The organism is Paenibacillus sp. 2KB_20 (assembly GCF_052115765.1).
Classification (GTDB): domain Bacteria; phylum Bacillota; class Bacilli; order Paenibacillales; family Paenibacillaceae; genus Paenibacillus_AQ.
This window is the reverse complement of record NZ_JBFRHH010000005.1, coordinates 317,589-340,453: the sequence shown is the minus strand read 5'-3', so window position 1 is coordinate 340,453 and position 22,865 is coordinate 317,589. Positions and strand designations below refer to the sequence as shown.

The window sequence follows — 22,865 nt, the reverse complement described above, 5'->3', positions numbered from 1 at the left end:
TAGTCATCATTTGTTTTTTAGTATATTTACTGAACCCGAATTAGTTACATCACTGCCAGTAAGAGGCGAAAGGCGAGAATTCCAATTCATAACATAAAATCCGAATGTTTTATGTGTACAGCTTGAGATATTAGCTGCCGCGCTTCTTAGACCGGAAGGACGATAAAGGTCATCGATATCATAGCTCGATCCTAAGTATGTTCCGTCACGGTATAATTCCATGTAAGCAGAAACCGAGCTTACTTTCTCATAGGTACTTTCATATATTCCGCCATCAACATACCAATCAGAAAAATTGTTATGGCACGTTCTCAAATATATATCTGGCGATGCATTTGATTTTAATGAAAAAGCATGCGGTGAGAAAAGAGACAGCGTGAGCATGAAAGCAAGAACAGATAAAAAGGCCGGTTTAAATAGTTTTTTGAGCATAATTTAATTTGATTCTCCTTAATATTAGTCTAAGCATAAACCTAATATAAAGAAATAATTAATCCATTCCCTTTTAACATTTACAATATATGAAATTAAATAAGGCTCATTGTCTAAAATTAACAATAAATACCTATTGATCGGCGGGATTACCGTGGAGCGCGTGGAGGAAGTGATGGGAGCGGGTGCAGATGGTGTCGCCGTGATATCCGCCGTGACGGAGGCGGAGTCGACGCGGGAGGCTGTGGAGGCTTTTATAGGAAAGATATGCCGTGTAACCGAACGAATTTCTTGAGATGTAAGAGGATTATAATACGGATCATGAACAAGAGTGCCGAAGTTTCTGCGGCACTCTTGTTTTGTTAACGTCAGATTTTAAAAAAACGGTATATGCTCAGCTTTTCCGTCAACATGCCATTCTTTTGCTCCATCCGCATCTATCCATTTTCGTGCAGCATCCCAGATCAGATTGCTATACAGACCTGGATATGATATACGTAGGACTATGTACCTGCCCCGCATTTAGAGAGCTCTCCAAATAAGTTGAATAGGAGATCGGAATGAATAATAGGCAAAAAGAGATTTTTCGCAATTTGTTAATGGAACCGAACCGGCTGTGGCTCGTTCAGGATCTAGCGGATCAGACCGAGTGCTCGGAGAAGACGATCCGGAATGATCTGAAGGTAATTGATGAATATATAGTTAAGCACTCCAGTGGTAATCTTGTGAAAAGGCCGGGACTCGGCGTTTATCTGGAGATCGGGGAAGCAGATCAGACTGATTTATTCCAACGTTTGTATTCCAACGAGAGTTCCACCGAGCATGTATCCGATGAGGAAAGGGTGCTGCATCTGGCTTACCGGCTCTTGATGAACGCGAAGCCCGTAACCATTCAGAATCTGGCTTCTTTGTTTTATGTGAACAAGACGATTATTCGTCGAGATATGGAGAAGATTGAGGGCTGGCTGCACAGCTTTGATCTGAACTTAGTGACTAAGCAGCGTGTGGGCTTAATGATTGAAGGCTCCGAGAAGAACAAACGGATGGCGCTGGCGCGGTTGAACCAGTTGATCAATCGTCCGGAGTTGACGGGACAGATGATGCGTAAGCAGTATGAACCGCATGAAATTGCAACCGTATTCAATGAATTGAAGGCGTTGCAAAAGCAACATCAGCTCCGCTTCACCGATGAAACCTTTGAAAGTCTGATGCTGCATATTCTGCTTATGGTCAAACGGACCAAGCTGGGACAGCCAATTTCGCTCTCTGGGCAGGACATAGCCTTTTTGGAGAACAAAGCGGAATTTGCATGGGCGATAGACTTTTTGAAGAAGCTGCAAAAACTGTTCGCCGTACCTTTTTCTAAGGAAGAAACTGCTTATCTAACCCTGCACCTGCTTGGCGGGAAGTTCCGATACACAAAGGAGGATGAAGGCGGTGGGCGGAGTGATCTGGCAGACAGCCACCCCCTGCTACCCCAATTGGTTGAGCAATTGATTCGGCGGATGTCGGAGTTGAATATGATCCCTTTCTCCAAGGACCAGGTATTATTGAACGGGTTGAAAGTGCATTTATACACGACCATGAACCGTCTTCATTATGGTCTGGCTGTGTCCAATCCGATGTTGGCTGAGATCAAAAAGATGTACCCCTACATGTTCGATCGGGTCATCATGGCATTGGAAGAGGTAGGGGGAGCGCTCCAGCTGTATTTTCCCGAAGAGGAAGCCGCCTATTTGACGCTGCACTTTCAGGCGTCTGTGGAACGGCTTCACCAGAATGAAAGCCATCCTCAGAAGGCCATTATCGTGTGTCATATGGGCGTCGGGATGTCCCAATTGCTTCTCGCGAAGGTGGAACGGAGATTCCCGTCCGTGCATGTAGAGACAACGATGTCCAAAGCGGAAGTTGAGGATTATCTGGCAGCTCATGAGGTGGATCTTATTATTACAACGGTGGATCTGCCCAAGCTAAAATCACCTCACATCCTCGTTTCCCCACTGCTCGAGGCCAGTGACGAGCGTAAGCTGGAGCAAGCGATCCGGCGGCTCGATGAGCCGGATTGCAGGGCGGCTGAGGAATCAGTCTTTTTGAAATATACGACACCTTTTCTCGTCTTTCCTCAGCAGGAGATAGAGCGCCCAGAACAGTTAATCGCCAAATTTGCGCATATGCTGGAGGACAAAGGGTATGTCGAGGCAGGATATGCGGAAAGTGTGCTGGATCGTGAGAATATGTCTGCTACGACGATTGGCGGTGGCATTGCTATCCCTCATGGCAGCCCGAAGTGGGTTAAACAGTCCTGCATCGTGATTGTTACTCTGAAACAGCCGATCACCTGGGGAACCGAGAAAGTAGAGCTTGTGTTCTTGCTTGCGGTTAAGCACGATGAGCGGGAAGAGATGAGGCAGCTGTTCAGAGAATTGTCGCATATCAGTGAGCAGCCGGCTTTGGTCAGTGCGTTATCTAAGGAGACGGATGCGATGCGATTGCTGAGTACGTTAAAAGGGTAATATTAATCTAAGAAACATTGATGATCAAGCAGGGCGTATACGTCCTGCTTTTTACATTCTTTTTGGGGTCCCCGTAAAGTATTTGGATAAGCAACGCAGCATAGGCTCCACTTGGTGGGGATATTTTATTGCGATATAAACCTGTTTTTCCGGAAGTTCCGGTAAAAAGTTCATCCGATAACAGCGTTTTCAGCGTGTACACTATAAATGTAAGCGGGAACATGAGAGCAAAGGAGAATGACGATCATGAAAATATTAGCGATTACTTCATGTCCTAACGGAATTGCACATACGTATATGGCCGCTGAGAATCTGCAGAAGGCAGGTGCGAAGCTCGGCGTTGAGTTGAAGGTCGAGACCCAAGGCTCCATTGGCGTGGAGAATCAATTCACGGAGCAGGATATCCGTGAAGCCGATGGCATTATTATCGCAGCGGATAAGACGGTGGTGAAGGACCGGTTTGTCGGTAAAAAACTGCTTGTCGTTGGTGTGCAGGATGGTATCCGTCGTCCAGAAGAGCTAATCCAACAGATGATAAAAGGGGATGTGCCCGTCTATCAGGCACAGTCCAAGTCAGCTGAAGATATGACAGGAGAGAACAAACCTAAACAAAATCCGATCTACCGTCACTTGATGAACGGTGTATCCTATATGGTGCCGTTTATCGTGATCGGCGGGCTGCTCATCGCAGTCGCGCTGACGATGGGAGGCGTGAAAACGCCGGGTGGACTGGTTATACCGGAAGATTCGATCTGGAAAACGATTGAGAGTATCGGCGGGGCTGCGTTTACCTTTATGGTTCCGATCCTTGCCGGATTTATCGCCATGAGTATTGCGGACAGACCGGGTCTTGCACCAGGTATGGTTGGCGGGTTCATTGCTGCGAACGGCAGCTTTTATGGAAGTGAAGCGGGAGCGGGATTCATCGGCGGGATTATTGCCGGTTTCCTGGCCGGTTATGTTGCACTTGCTATTAAAAAGATCAAGGTTCCTCGGTCGTTGCAGCCGATTATGCCCATTATCGTTATTCCGGTACTGGCTTCTCTAGTTGTAGGGTTAATCTTCGTCTTTGTAGTTGGTGCTCCAGTTGCGAATTTGTTTGAAGCGTTAACCGTCTGGCTCGCGGGCATGCAGGGCACAAGTTCGATTTTGCTCGCGCTTATTCTGGGCGCGATGATATCTTTTGACATGGGTGGTCCCGTGAATAAGGTTGCGTTCCTGTTCGGCTCGGCCATGATCGGTGAGGGAAATTATGTGATCATGGGACAAATTGCCGTTGCCATCTGTGTTCCTCCGATTGCGATGGGACTGGCAGCCATGATGAACAAAAAGAAGTTTACATCTGCGGAACGCGAAGCTGGAAAAGCAACATTTACGATGGGACTGTTCGGGATTACTGAAGGAGCGATTCCATTCGCGGCGCAAGATCCTCTACGCGTCATTCCAAGTATCATGGTCGGCTCGATGACGGGTTCGATGATTGCAATGTTTGGTAATGTCGGTGACAGAGTAGCCCATGGCGGACCGATTGTAGCCGTACTCGGTGCTGTTGATAATGTGTTGATGTTCTTCCTCGCTGTCATAGGCGGCGCAGCCGTATCCATTATCATGGTGAGTCTGCTCAAGAAAGATGTTGAAGGTGTGACTCCGGCAGTTGTTGGAGAAGGAGCGAAAGAAACACCGGCCGGTGCACGTAAAGAGTTGGCAGCAGACACAGCTGCGGACTCAGCAGAAGTGACTTCAACCGTGACCCATAACGGTACAGCAACCGAAGCACCTGCTATCCGCGTCGAGAAATTGACAGACATTGTAACAATGGATCTTATTAATCTGAATCTGACCGGAACGACACAGGATGCTGTTATTGACGAAATGATCGGTGTACTGGAGCAGAATGGGGCGGTAAGAGCTGATGGAGATTTTAAACAGGCCATATTAGCCAGGGAACAAGAAAGCTCCACAGGCATCGGCATGAATATTGCGATTCCTCACGGTAAATCGGATGCTGTCCTGAAACCAAGCGTGATCTTTGGTATCCAGCAGGATGGTGTCGACTGGAAGAGCCTGGACGGAAGCGAAGCAAAACTGATCTTTATGATTGCCGTGCCGCGGAATAGTAAACAGAATGCGCATTTGAAAGTGCTGCAAATGTTGTCCCGCAAGCTGATGGACGATGATTTCAGAGAAGCGCTCTTGGCGGTGACAACGAAGGAAGAGGCCTATCAATTGCTCGATCAGGTGCAGTAATTCAAGCCGCCGAGTGACTTCACCTAGCCATTGGTTGGGTGGGCAACAGTAGCCAGAGAGCTTGGCTTATAGCAGAAGGATAATGGCTGATCTGTTGGAATTGATCCTGCCGTTATCTCATCATATTAGGGTTCTATGGAACCATTCCAATGAGGCCAGCCCCGCACAGTAATGAGCGGGGCTGGCTTCAATTGTGTGCATGCTTGAACCGGAGCGGGCATTTCGCCTTTCCATTATTTCTATGGTCCATATCTGTCATCCGATCTGTTACGGGTATGTTTCGATGTCATATTTTGCATAATGACAATGATATCCAGAATATGATAAAGTTTGTTCATTCCATGTCCAATGGATTATGTCCGTTTGGAGTGGACAAAAAACGAAAATAAGATCTGTGGGTGATAACAGCATGAACATGAAAAAACTCGGTTTGCTGCCGAAAATCCTTATAGCCATTTTGCTCGGCATTGCGATCGGATCGTTCTCACCGGAATGGCTGGTTGCCGGATTAGCTACCTTTAGCGGGTTGTTTGGAAACTTTCTTGGTTTTGCCATACCTTTAATTATCATCGGATTCATTGCTCCCGGGATCGGGGAGCTGGGAAGAGGGGCCGGTCGCCTGCTGGGCGTGACCACGGGCCTTGCTTATCTCTCCACTGTTATCGCAGGGCTGTTGGCGTTCTTGGCAGCGACGCTATTGTATCCGTATATGTTGGAGGTTGGTGGTCTGGTTAATTCCTACGCCAATCCGGAAGAGGCGCTGCTGGAGCCTTTTTTTAAAGTTGACATGCCGCCTGTATTCGGGGTAATGACTGCTCTACTGCTAGCCTTTACACTTGGGCTGGGAGCGGCTGTAATCAAGGGACAAACCTTGCAGAAGGTCATGGTTGATTTCCGGGAGATTGTGGAGAAGCTGATCGCCTCGATCATCATTCCGCTGCTGCCGTATCATATCCTCTGCGTGTTTGCCAACTTAACCTATGGCGGGCAAGTGACCACGATCCTGTCGGTCTTTGCCAAAGTATTCATTATGATCATTGTCCTGCATGTGCTGTTCCTGATCATACAATACTTGGTTGCGGGGCAAGTCGCGCACAAGAATCCGTTTGCCATGCTGAAGAACATGCTGCCGGCTTATTTTACGGCGATAGGTACGCAGTCTTCTGCCGCTGCCATTCCGGTTACGCTGCGTCAAACCAAGCTGAACGGGGTCAGCGGGAAGGTCGCTGATTTTGTCATCCCTCTGTGCGCAACCATACATCTATCCGGTAGCACGATTACGCTGGTAAGCTGCTCGATGGCCGTGATGCTGCTGACGGGGATGCCAACTTCCCTCGGCATGATGTTCCCATTTATTCTGATGCTGGGCATCACGATGGTTGCCGCTCCAGGAGTCCCTGGGGGTGCCGTCATGGCAGCACTCGGATTGCTGGAGTCCATGCTGGGCTTCGATACAACGCTGACGTCGCTCATGATCGCCCTCTATATTGCGCAAGACAGCTTCGGAACGGCTTGTAATGTAACCGGAGATGGAGCAATCGCAGTGATCACGGACCGCGTGAGCAAATCTGAGCCTGCGTAAATAATATAGCGCGGATTACTACTTTGCATCGCGGACGGTCAGGATCCAGCAAATCTATATGAGTTCAGGCGGAAGCCTGCCCATTTCCGAAAAGATGGGCAGGCTTTTTATTGATTTTTTCTGTACGATCGTACTAAAATATAACCATGAATACTAAAAATAAAATGAATGACCAAAAGGAAATGTCTTTTATTGAGAAGGCCCGCCGTGCGCAAATCGTGGCATGTGCGATCGAAACCATTGCCGAGGTCGGTTATGCCCAAGCTTCGATAGGTCAAATCGCCAAGCGTGCCAACGTTAGCAAAGGGGTGATTTCCTATCATTTTGCAGGCAAGGATGAGCTCCTGGAGCAGGTGGTGACGGAGTATTATATCGCCTTTGAGTCCTTTATGCAGCCAATCCTGCGTGACGAAGCTTCTCCGAAAAACAGGCTCAAGAAGTATATTGAAGCGAATTTGGAGTTTATCGCGGATCATCGGAAGATGGTATTTGCCGTTGTGGAAATCGTGACGGGCATGAGGACGAAGGAGGGGAAGCCTCGGTTTTCGGCGGATACGGATGAGGACGTGTTTCAACCGATTGAGGCGATTCTGCATGCAGGGGCGAAGGAAGGAATCTTTCGTGAATTCACCCCGTTATCCTCCCGAGTCATGGCGCTCGCTATCCGGCATGCCATCGATGGATTCAGCCTGGAATTGATGAGAAACCCCGATCTTCACGTAAAGGCTTATGTACAGGAACTGATTACGATCTTTGATCACGCCACGCGCAAATAAGAACGCTCCCAAGGAGGAGAGAGCATGTTGATTTATTATGAGGTGGAGTGCTTTTGCTGCAAGAAGACATTTCGGCTGTACGAAGGAAGCACGGGATATAAAAATTTCAAGGAAAACCGGAAAGGGAACTATTCCTGCGAGTCATGCAATCACAGCATACGGCTTGAGGCGATCTTTAATCTGCTTAAGAAATAAGAAGGAAGAAAAAGAAAAGGATAATAATGAAATGACAAGAACAATTATCTGAGCCCCATCGCTTTCGCCGCGAGCATCAGCTGCATTGCGGCATGAAATGGCGGGTATCGGACTTTCAGGAGTAGCTATAAAAAACACATTCAAATTCGAATGTGTTTTTATTTTCTATAAATATGGTTGCAGCTTTGGTTTATTTACATTTTTTTGTTCATTATTTACTCCAGTAGAATATTACCTTAATATTTCCGGTTTACTATAAAATAGAAACTTATATCGTTTTGCGGATCATATTCTGAAAATGATGATAACTAGGAGGAATAATTGTGAAGAAGCTACTAACAAGTATTATGGCAACATCTATTATTTTCAATATGGGTGCTTTTTCAGGATCAGCTCAAGCAAAACTGGATGAACATCTATTCTCCGAAGATCCAGGTCTTACTTTTGATGTCATTAGTGACATTCAAGGGGATTACAATGATTTTAAGCATGTGCTTAACGATATGAAACAGGTAAACCCTGCTTCAAAAGCATTAATCGTGAATGGTGATATTACAGACCGAGGGTGGGATTTTGAATATCAAGCCGTACAACAGGTGTTAGATAGTAATCCTCATCAAGAACATGTTTGGTACAGCATAGGAAATCATGAGTTTTATAAACCGAAATGGGCAGCACCGAACAAATTAGCGCAAAACACGTGGCCAAATGATACGCCGGAATCCGAAATGTTCCAAAATTTTTATAACTTTACTGGGGAAGAGAAAGTCTACCATAAAAAAGAGTTAGACGGATATCCGCTGCTTTTCATAGGAACCGAAAAATATATGCACTACCATGATAAATCCTTGTGGGATGAGGTTTATCTCAGTGATGAGCAGCTTGATTGGTTAAAGCAGAATCTTGAAGAATATTCAAAGAATGATCCCAATAAACCCATCTTTCTCTTTAGTCATCATGTCCTGAAGGATAGTATTTCAGGCTCCAATCAATCCCCCTATACAGGTGATTACTTAGACCAGGATAAATTAGAAGGAATCTTAAAGGATTACCCACAAGTCATTCTCTTTACAAGCCACAGTCACTGGGATCTGAATCTTCCGGATTGGGCAGGTAAAAAGGTAGTTGAAGGTGGAGATAAGCGTGGTTTTACTGTTGTGAACACAGCTGGTATTCAAATGGGCTGGGCATCGGCAGGTCCTAATGGTGGCGAAGTGCAAACCGGCATTGATTTTAAACAGGGACTTCAGGTTGAAGTGAACGGAAATGATGTAATAATAAAAGCGTATGATTATAAAACAGATAAAGTTATTAAAGAGCTGGGTGTGCATCATGGTACGGTTGCTCAATTACCACCTCATGTTGAAGCTGATGATGAGAAAAATGAGCTTATTGGTGCTACCCAATACATGGAGTACTCTGTGAATGGAAATGGAAATGGGAATAGTCGCTGGGTTGACTATGATCCGAAGAACCCTCCAAAATTTGAAGGAAACCAAAATGTATTCGTTCGCCACAAAGGTGAAATGAACCTGGAAGATGGATTATCTAAAAAGGTGACTTTCAAAAAATAATGTCTGAATAGAACGATGTCTAATATTGGTGTCCTGTTAAACGCCAAAACTTAGGGCACCCATATGGGTGCCCTAATTGATCATATTACGAAGTGCTGTCTTCAAATTTTTCTTTGTGTTTGAACCCCGCTTACCCACTCGAAGACCCGAACAGTCGTTAAGCCCTCTGAATGATTTTTTTGTCCCTGATTTCATATACGGTATCAGCTACATTCTCTATCAAACGGATATCGTGCGAAATGAAAATGATCGTTCCCGCATAGTTCTTCATCAATTGTTCCAGTGCTTCCACCGCAGGAAGATCCAGAAAATTGCTGGGTTCATCCATCAGCAGGATGTTGTACCGTCCTAACAGCATTTTGGCAAGCTGCAATTTCATGATTTCTCCGCCGCTCAACACGGATAATGCCTTGCGTACGTCCTGCTGAGAAAATCCCATCGATGCCAGAACGGCTCGAATTTCCGATACCTCATAATCACTGTCTTCCAACATGAACTCCATAACCCCCTGATCACGGTCAAACTTGTAACCCGTTTGGGAAAAATAACCGATTTCCGCTTTAGGGGATACGGAAATACCATGTTCACGATGGAGTATCATCTTGAGAAGCGTCGTTTTGCCAGATCCATTCGCACCGGTGACTGCGATCTTGGCACCCAATGGAAACTGGAAGGAGGCCTCCTCGAATATCTCCTTGCCCTCAAACTGTTTGTAGATGTCTTTCCCGGTAATCGGAAACGGATGATGAAGCTCCAAGGCTTTGCTTTGCCGAAAACGGATGGATCGCATGGCTTCAGGGGGTTTCACCTCACCAAGAGCTTCGATTCGATGCTCCATATTTTTAGCGGCATTATGGAGCTTTTTCTGTTTGCTGCCCGTCGATTTTTGATGAGCCAGGCGGCCTCCGCTTTCGGAGCTGTTTTTTCGTGAAGCGCCCTTGGCCTTTTGATCCACTTTTCGAGCCTGGTTAAGCTTTTCGGTAATGGCTTTCTCCAGCCGCTCCCGTTCCGCAGTAAACTGCTTATATTTTGCAGCCTGGCTATGCCGTTCCTCTTCCTTCTGACGCAAGTAATCGGAATATCCGCCCCAGTACTCCGTGATTTTCCCCTCATTCAACTCCCAGATCTTGTCGACGACTTGGTCAAGGAAATAACGGTCGTGACTGATGATGAGCAAGGCGCCGGAAAAATATTTAAGCTGGTGGATCAGAAAGTCTATGCCATCCCGATCCAGGTGACACGTCGGTTCATCGGCAAAAATTCCGTGCACTTCTCCGGAGAGGGCCTGGGCTATTTTTAGCCGTGTTTCTTCACCGCCGCTCATATTCTCCGCTTCACAGCTCTCAATTCCCAGCTTGCCGATTAAAGCGTAATCTTGAATCTCTTGAACAATGACATCGTCCAACTGGGGAATATAACTGAAGTTACCTTCCCGAATGACTGTACCATGGGACAAAGGAATTTCCCCCAGCAGGGCTTTTAGCAGTGTGCTTTTTCCTGCTCCGTTCGCACCAACCAGACCGATTCGGTCGTAGTCGTAAAGCTCCAGTTCATCAATGTCCAGAACATCGCGCCCCGAATATTCCACAACCATATCTTTTGCTTTTATCAATAATTCCATATTGTTTCCTCCTTCAAAAATCGCAGTTTCTGTTCGCAGGATCTCCTGCGATTGAAGAAGAGAGGTCTAAATAAAGAAGTACCAATGCATGGATCTCATAAGATCTGCCCCTTTTCATATTTATTTTTCTGTATTTTTTATCGTCCGGCTGTTTTTTGGCAATAAAAAATACAGATCCGAGTCCACAATGGGGCTTAAATCTGCATGGATAACGAGAGAAGATGGCGATACAAAGGCATAGCAAACAAGCTAACCGTGTCGCAATCTATGTCTACATACGCAGGAAATAAGCAGCTCAAAAAAAGCCCACACTTGTGGTTTGGAAAATCCGCTTTTTTTATTGCCAACTTATCTTATACGCATGGAATGTAACATAGATCACGAGCCTCCTCATAAATGATACGTTGAATCATAACATTGGCTGCTATACCTGTCAATACAATAGAGTGCAGCCACAATAACGAGTAGATGTGAGCAGACCCTTAGATCGCTAGAAGAACTTGACCTGTTGTTGAAAAGGGTGCTTGGTTTTGAATTGTATTTTCTGATTCTGGATTTTTAATAGATCGCTTAGCCATCGCTCTGGCTATTTTGACCATCCTCTTCAGGATCCTGCGATTGTAAACGAATATCAACAATTCTATTTTTATAAGTTGCTCCCCAACTCTTCATGGATAAAATGATCGGTTCCAATGTCTTTCCGAATTCAGTAAGCGAATATTCCACTTTAGGTGGTACCTGTTTATATACTTCGCGATGAATAATGCCATCCCGCTCAAGCTCCCGAAGCTGCAGCGTGAGCATGAACTGCGTAATGGCCGGGTACAGGCGGCGGAATTCACTAAATCTTTTCGGACCTTCAATGAGGTGATAGAGAATAATACCTTTCCATTTTCCCCCGATAACTTCCAGAGTTGTTTCAACAGGACACCCTTCTGTACTTGGAATCACATGGTTCTTATGTTTACGATCGCCCAAACCCCTTATCCCTCCCAATAGTTCAATAATTAATACTATATAATAAAATTATGCGTACTTCTCAAATCTTTATATATATTCTATTATAAACCCGTGTTAAGTTCAATTCATTTGGGCAAGGTTCGAACGGCACAAAATGAACAGAGAGAAGGATGTTGAGTCATGAATTTGAAAGGGTTGTTCATTGGGTTACTTTTTACGGTTTTATATGCTTCGGGGGCCATTATCATGAAAATTGGTCTGCTCTCAGCGTCTCCATTAACATTAGCGACATTACGTTTTCTGATCGCCGGGGTGCTGCTACTGATCTTTATTTATGGATTTAGAAAGGGGAAATACCCTTTACCTAACAAAAGAGAGTGGGGCGTTTTACTGCTTCTCGGTTTGCTGAATACCTCGTTGTTTGTTGGTCTAGGCAACTTAGCGCTTCGAACCATTTCCGCCGGGATATTCAATCTCTTTCTACCCATAAATCCTTTTGTCTTTGCGCTTTTTTCTCTAATCTTCATGGGGAAAAACATTCGTGCAAAAGAATGGATGGGTATGGCTGTTTCCGCCATAGGTCTATTCATCGCAACCTACCCATCATTGGCAAACAGTCATGCCTCCTTAAGCGGCATTTTATTACTTGTTTTGGCAATGGTTTCGATGGCTGTTGGAAGTCTCGTCTTTAAAAAGGCCAATCTTCAATTGCCTAATCTTGTGATCAACGCTTGGCAGGTATTCATTGGCGGAATGATTATTATGATTCCGGCTCTCTTCCTAGAGTCTGGAAATCCGGTCAATGTGGACGCGCATCTAGTCGAATACTTGATCTGGTCCGTCTTCGGTCTCTCCATTTTTAGCATGGGTCTCTGGTTTTATTTATTGAAACAAGATGCCGTTAAAGCAAACAACTGGCTACTTTTAAATCCTGTCGCGGGCTATATCCTGGCAGCCATCATCCTGGGTGAACCGCTTACGTGGTACTCGGTCGTAGCCACCATCGTTGTGCTTTTCGGATTGTACTTGTCAGGAAATTTTCGCATCAAACAAACGAAGGGAAAAATGATAGAACAAACGGAATAGTTTTAGAAAATCTGATTCAATGAATATTAGAGCTTGTTTTGATCAATCCTTTTCAAAACAAGCTCTTTCTGTTCATTAATCAATTCGGTAAAGCAAAAAAACTCCCGTATAATCGGGAGTTAGTTATCGTATTGAAATGCTGCCTTAAAAGAATCGAATAAGGAAGAGAGATATCTTTTACGATGTTCATTCTTTATTTCCGATACAACTCTTTAAGGATGTTTAATCCTCTTAATTGGCTATCTTCATCCTGCTGCAATAGCAGCGAATTAATTTCAAGTATGATCTCATTATCTTGTTTACCTAATGACATAAAGTCAAAGAAGTCGATGTTTAGCGCTATTGTAATTTTCTCGAGGGTTTGTATAGTGAAATTGCCTTCTCCTCTTTCCAGCCTGCCTATATAGCTAAACGAGGACCCGATTTTTTCGGCAAGCTCCTCTTGAGTTAAGTTCTGGTTTTTTCTTATTTCTCGTATAGCAATTCCCAATCTCTCTGCAACCGATTTTTCCATATATGTATCGACTCCTCTTATATAAGAAGTGTAGACAAAAGATAGTTAATATTGGAGTCACTAAAAGTTTCATTATATATTAATTATTGTCCTTAAAAGTTTCATGTGTTAAATTGTAAATGTATTCAAGTATGGCATGTGATTGCAAAAGGTATTCTTTTAGCAAAGTGAGTTATTGTGTGCAATACTAACTTTAAGCATTAATTGACAGGTGTTAGACTCATTTATACTATTACTATAGAGTCATACTAAATTATGGATGTTCGGTATGCGGATATTCTTATTGGAGGTTGTTTGAATTGATACATACAACCACGATACAATCAGAATTGGATGTTCACCTGAAAAAGACGGGATTAACTATAAATCAATTTGCGGAACGATCAAAAATTAACTCAGGGACGTTAAGCACTATTATTAAGGGTGTGCGCCCCATTGCTATGCAGCAATTAGATCGAATGGTATCGGCGATGGGACTTCCCGAAGGCAGCTTTTATGAGCTGTATGCGGATGAATGTTTTGCTTATCCGCTGAATTGGCGAAGACTAAAGCCATTTTTGTACCGCTGTGCCGAACTGGATAAGCTGGAGTTAATTCAGAAGGTTGTTCGATACATGACGGATAACCTAGCTTATGTGCCGATGCTTTATGACACAGCAGAGGATTTGTTTAATCAGGGTAAAAATTCAGCTGCCTCAATTATTTACGAATCAGTAGCCGAGAGTGAGAAATATCAACATTCTGAACGGTTAGCTCTGTGCCATTATCGACTGTTTACAATCTCATTAGGTCATGACCAGGAAAAAAATCTTCGGGCAGCCACCAAATTTGAGGAATTCGTCGAACGTTTAGATGAAGTGGATCAGCTTGATGCACTAAAAGATTTGGCCAATGTATACTGCTCTCTGCGCCATTGGAGTAAGGTTGATATGTTGGCTAAAGAGATGGGACGAAAGGCAAAGATTCAATATGCTTTTAAATATGAGAAGGATGGCATTCGCTATCATCATGATAGAGAGCCCCAAAAGCCATTGTTTTTATATATCATTTATTCATATTTGATGTGTTCAGCTGTCTGTGATGAGCGTGGTGATTATGAGCAGGCACTACGATATGTGGCATTATATTCCGACTTGAGCTGGGTTAAAGAGGACTCGGAAGAAGCACTTGCGATTAAAGATAATTTTAAAATGTGGGCTATAGCGAATACATATTTATATAAGGTAATGATGGGTGATTTTGAAATTATTGCTGAATATGTGGGATTTATTGAAACAAAAGAAGATGAAATCCTGCCTGCGTTAACCAAGATTTTTCAAGCTGCTAATCGTTTTCAGTTCGATATAGATCATGTTTTACTAAAGTTTGAAGATCATATTTTATCATTAAATCAAAAGGACGACGGTACATATAATTATTTAGTAAGGGCAGAGCGATATGTGCGGTTTCAGGCCGAACTGTCACGTTATTATTTTACAAAAGGAAGATATGATGAGGGAGCTAAAAGTGCTTTAGATGGGCTTGCGTCTGCTATTAAAATTCGCAATGAAAATGCGACACTGCAATGTGTAAAATTATTTGAACAATTCAGACACGGAGTATCTGATGAAGATCAGCAACGTTATGACAATTTATGGGAACGGTTGGAGTATCGTGGTCTTAACGGTTGGTAATTCCCATAAGGTAATTTGTTGGATATAGGAGAGTACTTGGACAAAAGCACATGAATGACAATAAAACCCAAGCATTCACAGGGATTGCCCCTCAATGCTTGGGTTTTTCTCAGCTCCTTATATCAGCGGCTTCTCCAACTGTTCTTGCACCCAGCTAGGATCATATTCATGGGTCCAGGTTGTTCCCCCCACCTCAACAAAACACAACCCCAACTCAAAAAAACAAAGAGGCCCCCAAGACGTTACTTCTATAATGAAAGCAAAGAACTTGCAGCCAATGGCAAGTAAGTGAGGAGGGTACGCATGAAGCGGGATGAATATATAGACGGGGCAGGACTGGAGCAGGAAAGGTCGAATGCTCTTATAAGCGATAAGCTGGTAAGTGATCATGATAGTAACCGTCAGATAGCCTGGTGGAGGGAAGCACGCTTTGGGCTTTTTGTGCATTGGGGGCCTTATTCGATACTGGGCGGGATGTGGAACGGTGAACGGGTGGATGCCAATTATGCGGAGCATATCCAGTTAAGGGGAAAGATTCCGGTGACCGAGTATGCGGAGGCCGCAGCCGGGATGAACCCGGAAGCGTTTGATGCGCACGAGTGGGTATCGCTGGCCAAGCGGTCCGGGGCAAAATATGTTATCGTGACAGCCAAGCATCATGATGGGTTTGCGATGTACGATTCCAAGGTCAGCGAGTATTCGATTACTCGTCATGCTCATTTTCCGAGAGATCCGATCAAGGAACTGGCAGAGGCCTGCGAAGCAGAGGGGATTCGCCTGGGAATCTATTATTCCCATGCCATGGACTGGCATCACCCGGATTCGCAGGGGAACACGCTGGATTACCCGGGGAATATCGGCGCATGGGAACAACTGGAGGAATGGATCGGAGATGACGATAAGCGGGAACGCTTCGAGCGTTACCTTCACGAGAAGGCTCTTCCTCAAGTTGAGGAGTTGCTGACCGACTATGGCCCGATTGGGTTGATGTGGTTTGATTGCGGTCATAAGATCAGCGACGAGCATGCCGTGTGGTTCTATGATCTGGTACGCCGGCTGCAGCCGGATTGCTTGATTAACAAGCGGCTGCGGGATGACCGGTTTGCGGATTACGGCAATCCGCATGATAACCAGCTCCGGTTCCATCCGGTGCAGCCGGACTGGGAATCGATCCATACGCTGAATGATTCCTGGGGGTTCCGATATGACGATGACCATTGGAAGAGTCCGGACGAATTGATCGAACAGCTGCTGCGCGTGGCAGCCACAAACGGTAATCTGGTACTGAATGTCGGGCCGCTCGGAGACGGAGCGATTGACGATACATCGAGAAGTCTGCTGGAGACGGTGGGCAGCTTCTTGGAACGGAACGGCGAGGCGATATACGGCACGAGCGGCAGTCCGATCGGTACGCCACAGTGGGGTTATTGCACATGGAAGCCGGATGAGAATCTCTTGTACCTGCTGGTGAGAGAATGGCCTCAGGACGGTTTCTTGATCCTGCCTGGTCTCGCTAGCGGAGTTCAATATGCGAGGCCTATCGGAGCAAAGGCGAAGGAGGACAACCTGCCGATCCGACGGCTTGGGCCATGGGATTGGCAGATTGATGTGCGTTCGGTACCTCAGGACGCCTATGCGACTGTGGTTGAGCTGAAGCTGGGTGGAGCGCTGGAGACGAATCTCACTCCTAGGTTCATATCCCGGATGCCGAATACGTTCTGGGCATATGATGGCATTATCGAGGGCGATGGCCTGCGATACGATAATGGAAAACGTGGTCATGATGGCGTTACCGGTTGGACCGCTCCAAATGCGGCTGTTCAATGGACGTTCCGTTCAGAGGAAGAAGTGCCCGTCCAGTGCCGAGTGATGGTCACCTTGGCCGCCGGAGCGGATCAGGCGGAGGGACATTTCGAGTTGTCCCTGGATGAACAGAAGCTGACTTGTACCGTTAAAGATACGGGTGGGGACGGATGCTGGGGAGAATTCGAAATGGGTCAACTGACCATTCTCTCGGCAGGCGTACATCGTCTTGAAGTACGGGGACTATTGCTGGTTTCTGATTCATTAATGAACTTGCGCAAGGTTACGCTACTGCCAATAGAGAGGGTGTGATGATTCATGAAAATCGTATTTGATCCTGCACCGGTTGCAGGAGGCTTTCGAATGCCGGGTTACTGGATATGGTGCGGCAGCGTCATCAAGGGTGAGGATGGCCGGTACCATATGTTTGCTTCGCGCTGGCCGAAATCTTTGCCCATGCATCCCGGCTGGCTTGCGGCCTCGGAAATTGTCCGTGCGGTCTCCGACCATCCGGCCGGACCGTATGTATACGAGGAGACGGTACTCGGGGCCAGATCCCCGGCCTATTGGGACGGATGCAGCGTGCACAACTCGCATATCGTGAAGGTTGAGGGCTCATACGTCCTCTATTACATGGGCACGACGTTTCCGTTTCCCCTCCCTGAAGAAGGGGAGCCGCTGCTTCCGAATGATCCGCTCGTCGTGGCTGCCAGGGCGAACAAACGGATCGGGGTTGCGACCGCTCCTTTCATAACCGGCCCTTGGACACGGAGGGACTATCCGGTTCTGTTGCCGCGTCCGAATTATTTTGACAGCTTCTTGGTGTCTAATCCTGCCCCCTGTGTTCATGAGGACGGTTCGGTGAAGCTCATCTATAAATCTCGTCCCTATGAAGGGCATTCCTATGGCAACATGCAGTTGGGCTTGGCCTGCGCCGAATCGGTTAACGGTCCTTACACCCGTCAGCCTGAACCGCTGTTTCCCCCAGCGATTCATATTGAAGACCCCTTCATTTGGCGTACGGCACGCGGGTACGAAATGATTGCCAAGGACATGGACGGCTCCATCTGCGGGGAGCGCTATAGCGGAGTCCATGCGTGGTCAGCGAACGGGAAACAGTGGAAGATGACAACCAAACCAGGTGAACCCGTGTACTCTCGCAGAGTACGGTGGGACGATGGCACGGAACGGTTGATGGGTAACCTCGAACGTCCGTTTTTGCTCATGGAGGACGGTCGTCCGGCCTGGATGTTTGCTGCGACTTCAGACGGGAGCCGCGGGTTTTACGATTGTACGGAGACCTGGAACATGGCGGTTCCGATTCGGGAGATTACGGAGAACGACGACGAATAAGAGTGATCCATATCCGACTCGAAGCATGATAAACAGCACCAAAAATGGAAGGTCGACCACCTTCATGCGATGCATGCACCATGTATGGGGAGTGCGCGCGGTGAGAAATGCCTATTACTCTCAGCGGCCCATGCTCTCATGTACGGCTGCGTTTTACTTCTCCGTTCATTTCCCCCATAAGCCCTTTTGCTTACCATGGCCGGATAGACCATGATAGCAGAAGGGCTTTTTTCTCTATTCCGCCTCAAATCCCCATCTTAAAGTGCGTGTTCAAAAAGGTCGTTTTCAGCACCGAAGCTTATGCTTCCGATGTGCGTTTTTTCAAAACGCTTCAGTTGGATGAAGCTAGGGACGTCAGGAGCGGAGCTAAACGTTTTCGTAGAAAACGACTTCGGAAGCATCTGCTTGGTTTGGGTACGTGAGCACCTAAAATGTTTCCGCAGGAAACATACTTCGGAAGCATCTGAAATGTTTCCGCAGGAAACATGCTTCGGAAGCTTCTACTTAGGCCCCGCTGAATTCAAGATTCGATGCCGAACTGCTTCCTGATTCGCTTCGTGTTAGATATAGGATTTATAAGTTATCAACGGAGTTGATGAAATTCTATATCGCAAGAAAACCTACTTCTGAATCGCGGTCGCTCAGCCTTGAATTTGCCTCGATTGGTTTTCTTATCAAAAGCGGACTTTTTGAACAACCTCTTAAACACAATCGTAAAAAAACACATCGACAAACAAATGCCACCATTGTTGGCAAGGCCCTCCGCTTATACGATGAATACGAAGGAAAACTTACAACGGGAGGTCCTTATGGCGAACATCAACCCAAGCACGCGGCTAACACCGTCAGCGCGGAGCCGGGAATGGTTATCCAGCTTTCGCAAGTACAAGGCGATATACCTCATCTCGATTCCGGGCATCCTCTATTTTTTGGTATTTAAATATGTCCCTTTATTTGGCAGCGCCATGGCTTTTCAGGAGTACAACTTATTCAAAGGCATATGGGAAAGCCCATGGGTGGGGCTGGATCAGTTCTATCGGATGTTTCAGTACGAAGAGTTTCTGCGGATCTTCTGGAACACCCTTCTGATCGGGATGTACAGCATCGTATTTGCTTTTCCAATCCCGATCATTCTGGCCTTGCTGTTGAACGAGATTCGTCTTGTCCTGTACAAGCGGGTGCTGCAAACCGTTATCTACATGCCGCACTTTCTGTCCTGGGTCATTATCGGGGGGATTGCGGTAGGCATTCTGTCTCCGACCACGGGCATCATGAATCAGATTCTGATGTGGGTGGGACTCGAACCGATTTACTTCCTTGGTGAGGAAAGCTATATTCGCAGCATTCTGATCGGCTCCGGCATTTGGAAGGAAGCGGGATGGGGGACGATCATTTACCTGGCGGCGCTGGCCGGGATCAATCCGGACCTGTATGAAGCTGCACGCGTAGACGGCGCAAACCGGTGGCGTCAGACTCTGGCGATAACGATTCCGTCGATTCTGCCAACGATTATGATTCTGTTCCTGCTGAACATCGGCAATTTCCTTGATTTCGGGTTTGAGCGGGTGTTTGTGTTCCTGAATGCCTTGAATGAGAATAAGGGCGACATTCTGGATACATACATTTACCGCGTCGGTCTGCTCGGACAGCAGTACAGCTACACCACGGCCATCGGGCTGTTCAAATCTCTCATCGGGCTGCTGCTCATTGTGGGCGGAAACGCCATAAGCCGCAAAACGACCGGAAATTCCTTATACTAGGCAGGTGACCAAAAACATGATAAAAAGATCAAAAGGTGAATCGGTATTCGAAATTTTCAACTTTATCTTCCTGGCCGTTGTGTCGGCTGCCATGATATTCCCGATTCTGCACGTTGCGGCACAATCGCTCAGCAGTGATGTGGCCATTTCACGGGGAGACGTTGGCCTGTGGCCGGTTGAGTTTACGCTCTCCAACTATGCAATCGTCTTGAACGATACTTCCGTATGGCGTTCCTTTCTGATCAGTGTATTCGTGACTGTCGTGGGGACCGGGATCAACCTGATCGCAACGGCCTCGCTGGCCTATCCGCTGTCGCGCAATGAATATCGGGGACGAAAAGCCATTCTCATGCTCGTGCTGGTCACTTTTATCTTCAGCGCGCCCCTGATCCCGAATTATCTGCTCATTAAATCGCTGAACATGCTGGATACAGTATGGGCCCTGATCATTCCGGGCGCGATCAGCGCGTACAATCTGTTCATTATGCGCTCGTTCTTCATGAATCTGCCGAACGAAATTATTGATTCGGCCCGGATCGACGGGTGCGGGGAGCTGCGGATCATATCGAGCATCGTGCTGCCTTTGTCCAAGCCGGTCATGGCGACGATGGGATTGTTTTACGCCGTTGCGCATTGGAATTCATACTCGTCCGCTCTATACTATATCAATAGCCGTCAACTGTTTCCGCTCCAGGTTCGTTTGAGAGAGATCGTCATTACCGATCAGATGGGAGAGATGGACACCACGTTTGAGAATCTGGCGAACATGTCCCCGGAGGGCATCAAGATGGCCACGATTGTGATCGCTACGCTGCCGATCATCCTGGTCTACCCATTCCTGCAGAAATATTTTATTAAGGGCATGCTCATCGGTTCGATCAAATCTTGATCGTAAAAGAACACAATCCCATAATAAGAACGCCAATACTGCATTTGAGGGTTATGAGCTACGATGAAATGGATTTAACGAAAGCGCTTACCTCATGAATGAGCCACTTGTCTATTTTTCGTGAAAAAGGGGAGAGGTTGATGAAAAAAAATTGGACGGTCTTACTGATCAGCGTCATGATGATGTCACTGCTCGCTGGATGCGGGGGGAAACCGGAAGAAGGAACTGTCAGTCCCAAGCCGGAAGAAACGAAGCAAGGTACAGACTCGAGCAAGCTGGCCTTCTCGATTTCTTTCTCCACGGGCGGCAACACCTACATTGAATCGTCACCCGATATCAATAAGGACAAATGGGTGCTGAAGCTGGAGGAGATGACAAACACGGATCTCGACATCCGCTTGATGTCCCACAAGGAATTTGATCAGAAGATGAGTCTGATGTTTGCAGGCAATGAAATCCCGGATGTTGTGGGAAATATGCGGGGAGGTCCAACAACAGGGTCCATGTCAGGCTCGGTGGAAGCCGGGGTGTTCATGCCGCTGGATGATCTCCTCAAGGAACATGCTCCGAATTTGATGAAGATGGTCACCCCGGCCGCGTGGGAAGAAGTATCCTATAACGGCAAAATCTACGGCATCCCGGCCTGGCTGGAAAATCCGTCGCGCCGCGCCACATTCATTCGCACGGATCTCATGGAGAAGGCCGGCATCAAGGAAGCGCCTAAGACCGTCGAAGAGTACCTGGATATGCTGCGTGCCTTTAAGAAGCTGGGTGTAGAGCACCCATACCAGTACCGTGAGGGCTTTAAATATGCGGATACTTTCCTTGGGGCATACGATGTGCTGCCGTTCCAGTTCATGGAGCTGAATGGGGAGGTCGTTCCGAAATTTTTCGATGTCGAGAACATGAGCAAGGCGCTCCAGACGTATAAGACGATGTACGATGAGGGTCTGATCCCGAAGGATTTCGCTTCGCTCTCTCAGGAGGATTACGGACGCAATATCAATGCCGGCAAATCCGGGATGTGGGCCTCCAACGGCGAGGGGTTAATCGGGTTCCGCACCAAACTGAAGGAAGTGGATCCTTCGATGAAGGTGGATATTTACCCATCCCCGACCGGACTGGACGGCAAGGGCGGACTCGGCTTATACAGTTCGGTATCGACCACGTACTATATCAATAACAAGGTGGGAAAAGAGAAAGCCATCGAAATCATTAAATTCCTGGATTGGATGCTGACGGAGGAAGCCGATATGTTCTTCTCCTTCGGGATTGAAGGCGAGAATTACACAATGGAGAACGGGAATATCAACTATAAATGGCCAGTGACCAAACAAGAGGTGGATGAAGCGGGCTTCCGAGCCAACCAGCTGTGGTTCGTTCATGAGCTGACCTATAATAAGAAGCAGACGGCCCTTACCGAGGATGGCCAGGACGTGATCAAGGCTTTCAGCGACGTGCTGAGCAATGAAGGCCGCGGCGGTATTACGTTCATGGCGAATCTGAACAGCTTCTCCAAGTTCCCGGATCTGGCTTCGACCGGAGATACGGGACCTAAATTCATCCTGGACAGCATGGTGAAGATGATCTATGGCAAGCAGCCGATCTCCGATTGGCCAAAGGTGCTGGAGGAATACCGTGCCAAGGGCGGGGATGAGATCATCAAGGAAGCGACAGAGCGCTGGAAGAACAAGGAGAATGTTGTAGACCGCACGAGATAACATCCAAGATAGGAAGTAGGGCATCTCCTGTTTGTTCCATCTATCGTGTACAATAGATCCGATATGTAAGCGTTTAACCCAAATGAGCGAAGGATGAAAAATCAAGGTATCCGCCGGTCTTACCATCACAGGTATCCGCTGCGGATACCTTCTTGTTCCATTCGAT

General features: G+C 46.8%; 17 protein-coding genes and 1 pseudogene. 14 read left to right on the top strand and 4 right to left on the bottom strand.

All coding sequences use genetic code 11. From position 1 onward, the window contains the following. Positions 1 to 6: 6 nt before the first annotated feature. Positions 7 to 432 carry a hypothetical protein gene (locus tag AB4124_RS16075; protein WP_441973467.1) on the bottom strand — a complete coding sequence of 142 codons (426 nt, stop codon included), beginning with the start codon at positions 430 to 432 and terminating at the stop codon, positions 7 to 9. 139 nt (positions 433 to 571) lie between these two features. Here AB4124_RS16075 and thiE point away from each other — a divergent pair. The 7 genes and pseudogenes from thiE to AB4124_RS16040 form a co-directional block, all read left to right on the top strand. Then, positions 572 to 727, top strand: a pseudogene (gene thiE, locus AB4124_RS16070) (thiamine phosphate synthase); the annotation flags it as partial. 265 nt (positions 728 to 992) lie between these two features. Beyond that, complete coding sequence (locus tag AB4124_RS16065; RefSeq protein ID WP_441973466.1) at positions 993 to 2,945, top strand: BglG family transcription antiterminator; 1,953 nt, start codon at positions 993 to 995, stop codon at positions 2,943 to 2,945. Between the two features lie 246 nt (positions 2,946 to 3,191). Further along, positions 3,192 to 5,192: a fructose-specific PTS transporter subunit EIIC gene (locus AB4124_RS16060; protein ID WP_441973465.1), complete on the top strand. Its 2,001-nt coding sequence runs from the start codon at positions 3,192 to 3,194 to the stop codon at positions 5,190 to 5,192. A 415-nt stretch (positions 5,193 to 5,607) separates the two neighbouring features. Beyond that, positions 5,608 to 6,774: a dicarboxylate/amino acid:cation symporter gene (locus AB4124_RS16055; RefSeq protein WP_098742385.1), complete on the top strand. Its 1,167-nt coding sequence runs from the start codon at positions 5,608 to 5,610 to the stop codon at positions 6,772 to 6,774. 146 nt (positions 6,775 to 6,920) lie between these two features. Then, positions 6,921 to 7,550, top strand: a complete 630-nt coding sequence (locus AB4124_RS16050) for a TetR/AcrR family transcriptional regulator (protein WP_441973464.1) — start codon at positions 6,921 to 6,923, stop codon at positions 7,548 to 7,550. A gap of 24 nt (positions 7,551 to 7,574) precedes the next feature. After that, on the top strand, positions 7,575 to 7,745 hold the full coding sequence (locus tag AB4124_RS16045; RefSeq protein WP_430186457.1) for a hypothetical protein: 171 nt from the start codon (positions 7,575 to 7,577) through the stop codon (positions 7,743 to 7,745). 323 nt (positions 7,746 to 8,068) lie between these two features. Further along, the gene (locus tag AB4124_RS16040; RefSeq protein WP_441973463.1) at positions 8,069 to 9,319 is read left to right on the top strand and encodes a DUF4073 domain-containing protein; all 1,251 of its coding nucleotides are present in this window, start codon (positions 8,069 to 8,071) and stop codon (positions 9,317 to 9,319) included. A gap of 157 nt (positions 9,320 to 9,476) precedes the next feature. On the opposite strand, the gene AB4124_RS16035 is transcribed toward AB4124_RS16040, so the two are convergent. Together AB4124_RS16035 and AB4124_RS16030 are read right to left on the bottom strand one after the other, a co-directional pair. Beyond that, positions 9,477 to 10,940 (bottom strand): Msr family ABC-F type ribosomal protection protein, encoded by a 1,464-nt coding sequence (locus AB4124_RS16035; RefSeq protein ID WP_430108056.1) that lies wholly within the window; start codon positions 10,938 to 10,940, stop codon positions 9,477 to 9,479. A gap of 570 nt (positions 10,941 to 11,510) precedes the next feature. Then, positions 11,511 to 11,918 (bottom strand): winged helix-turn-helix transcriptional regulator, encoded by a 408-nt coding sequence (locus AB4124_RS16030; RefSeq protein WP_441973462.1) that lies wholly within the window; start codon positions 11,916 to 11,918, stop codon positions 11,511 to 11,513. 162 nt (positions 11,919 to 12,080) lie between these two features. On the opposite strand from AB4124_RS16030, the gene AB4124_RS16025 reads away from it, so the two are divergent. Then, a complete protein-coding gene (locus AB4124_RS16025) occupies positions 12,081 to 12,986 on the top strand; it encodes a DMT family transporter (RefSeq protein WP_441973461.1) in 906 nt (301 codons plus the stop codon). Positions 12,987 to 13,179: 193 nt separating this feature from the next. On the opposite strand, the gene AB4124_RS16020 is transcribed toward AB4124_RS16025, so the two are convergent. Next, positions 13,180 to 13,500, bottom strand: a complete 321-nt coding sequence (locus AB4124_RS16020; protein WP_441973460.1) for a helix-turn-helix domain-containing protein — start codon at positions 13,498 to 13,500, stop codon at positions 13,180 to 13,182. 299 nt (positions 13,501 to 13,799) lie between these two features. On the opposite strand from AB4124_RS16020, the gene AB4124_RS16015 reads away from it, so the two are divergent. The 6 genes from AB4124_RS16015 to AB4124_RS15990 all read left to right on the top strand — a co-directional run bounded on the left by AB4124_RS16015 (position 13,800) and on the right by AB4124_RS15990 (position 22,699). Further along, positions 13,800 to 15,173, top strand: coding sequence for a helix-turn-helix domain-containing protein (locus AB4124_RS16015; protein WP_441973459.1), 1,374 nt, complete (start codon positions 13,800 to 13,802; stop codon positions 15,171 to 15,173). A gap of 303 nt (positions 15,174 to 15,476) precedes the next feature. Further along, the gene (locus tag AB4124_RS16010; protein ID WP_441973458.1) at positions 15,477 to 17,288 is read left to right on the top strand and encodes an alpha-L-fucosidase; all 1,812 of its coding nucleotides are present in this window, start codon (positions 15,477 to 15,479) and stop codon (positions 17,286 to 17,288) included. 6 nt (positions 17,289 to 17,294) lie between these two features. Then, positions 17,295 to 18,329, top strand: a complete 1,035-nt coding sequence (locus tag AB4124_RS16005; protein ID WP_441973457.1) for a glycoside hydrolase family protein — start codon at positions 17,295 to 17,297, stop codon at positions 18,327 to 18,329. Positions 18,330 to 19,138: 809 nt separating this feature from the next. Continuing rightward, positions 19,139 to 20,089, top strand: a complete 951-nt coding sequence (locus AB4124_RS16000; protein ID WP_098742239.1) for an ABC transporter permease — start codon at positions 19,139 to 19,141, stop codon at positions 20,087 to 20,089. A gap of 16 nt (positions 20,090 to 20,105) precedes the next feature. Continuing rightward, a complete protein-coding gene (locus tag AB4124_RS15995) occupies positions 20,106 to 20,978 on the top strand; it encodes a carbohydrate ABC transporter permease (RefSeq protein ID WP_339270924.1) in 873 nt (290 codons plus the stop codon). Between the two features lie 140 nt (positions 20,979 to 21,118). Then, on the top strand, positions 21,119 to 22,699 hold the full coding sequence (locus AB4124_RS15990) for an extracellular solute-binding protein (protein WP_441973456.1): 1,581 nt from the start codon (positions 21,119 to 21,121) through the stop codon (positions 22,697 to 22,699). The last annotated feature ends 166 nt before the right edge of the window (positions 22,700 to 22,865 follow it).

Excerpts from the sequence above, each read along its gene's own strand:
- AB4124_RS16000 (WP_098742239.1), top strand. The coding sequence starts at position 19,139 with ATGGCGAACATCAACCCAAGCACGCGGCTAACACCGTCAGCGCGGAGC.
- AB4124_RS16025 (WP_441973461.1), top strand. The coding sequence starts at position 12,081 with ATGAATTTGAAAGGGTTGTTCATTGGGTTACTTTTTACGGTTTTATAT.
- AB4124_RS16050 (WP_441973464.1), top strand. The coding sequence starts at position 6,921 with ATGAATACTAAAAATAAAATGAATGACCAAAAGGAAATGTCTTTTATT.
- AB4124_RS16055 (WP_098742385.1), top strand. The coding sequence starts at position 5,608 with ATGAAAAAACTCGGTTTGCTGCCGAAAATCCTTATAGCCATTTTGCTC.
- AB4124_RS16060 (WP_441973465.1), top strand. The coding sequence starts at position 3,192 with ATGAAAATATTAGCGATTACTTCATGTCCTAACGGAATTGCACATACG.
- AB4124_RS16020 (WP_441973460.1), bottom strand. The coding sequence starts at position 13,500 with ATGGAAAAATCGGTTGCAGAGAGATTGGGAATTGCTATACGAGAAATA.
- AB4124_RS16005 (WP_441973457.1), top strand. The coding sequence starts at position 17,295 with ATGAAAATCGTATTTGATCCTGCACCGGTTGCAGGAGGCTTTCGAATG.
- AB4124_RS16065 (WP_441973466.1), top strand. The coding sequence starts at position 993 with ATGAATAATAGGCAAAAAGAGATTTTTCGCAATTTGTTAATGGAACCG.
- AB4124_RS16010 (WP_441973458.1), top strand. The coding sequence starts at position 15,477 with ATGAAGCGGGATGAATATATAGACGGGGCAGGACTGGAGCAGGAAAGG.
- AB4124_RS16075 (WP_441973467.1), bottom strand. The coding sequence starts at position 432 with ATGCTCAAAAAACTATTTAAACCGGCCTTTTTATCTGTTCTTGCTTTC.
- AB4124_RS15995 (WP_339270924.1), top strand. The coding sequence starts at position 20,106 with ATGATAAAAAGATCAAAAGGTGAATCGGTATTCGAAATTTTCAACTTT.
- AB4124_RS15990 (WP_441973456.1), top strand. The coding sequence starts at position 21,119 with ATGAAAAAAAATTGGACGGTCTTACTGATCAGCGTCATGATGATGTCA.
- AB4124_RS16045 (WP_430186457.1), top strand. The coding sequence starts at position 7,575 with ATGTTGATTTATTATGAGGTGGAGTGCTTTTGCTGCAAGAAGACATTT.
- AB4124_RS16035 (WP_430108056.1), bottom strand. The coding sequence starts at position 10,940 with ATGGAATTATTGATAAAAGCAAAAGATATGGTTGTGGAATATTCGGGG.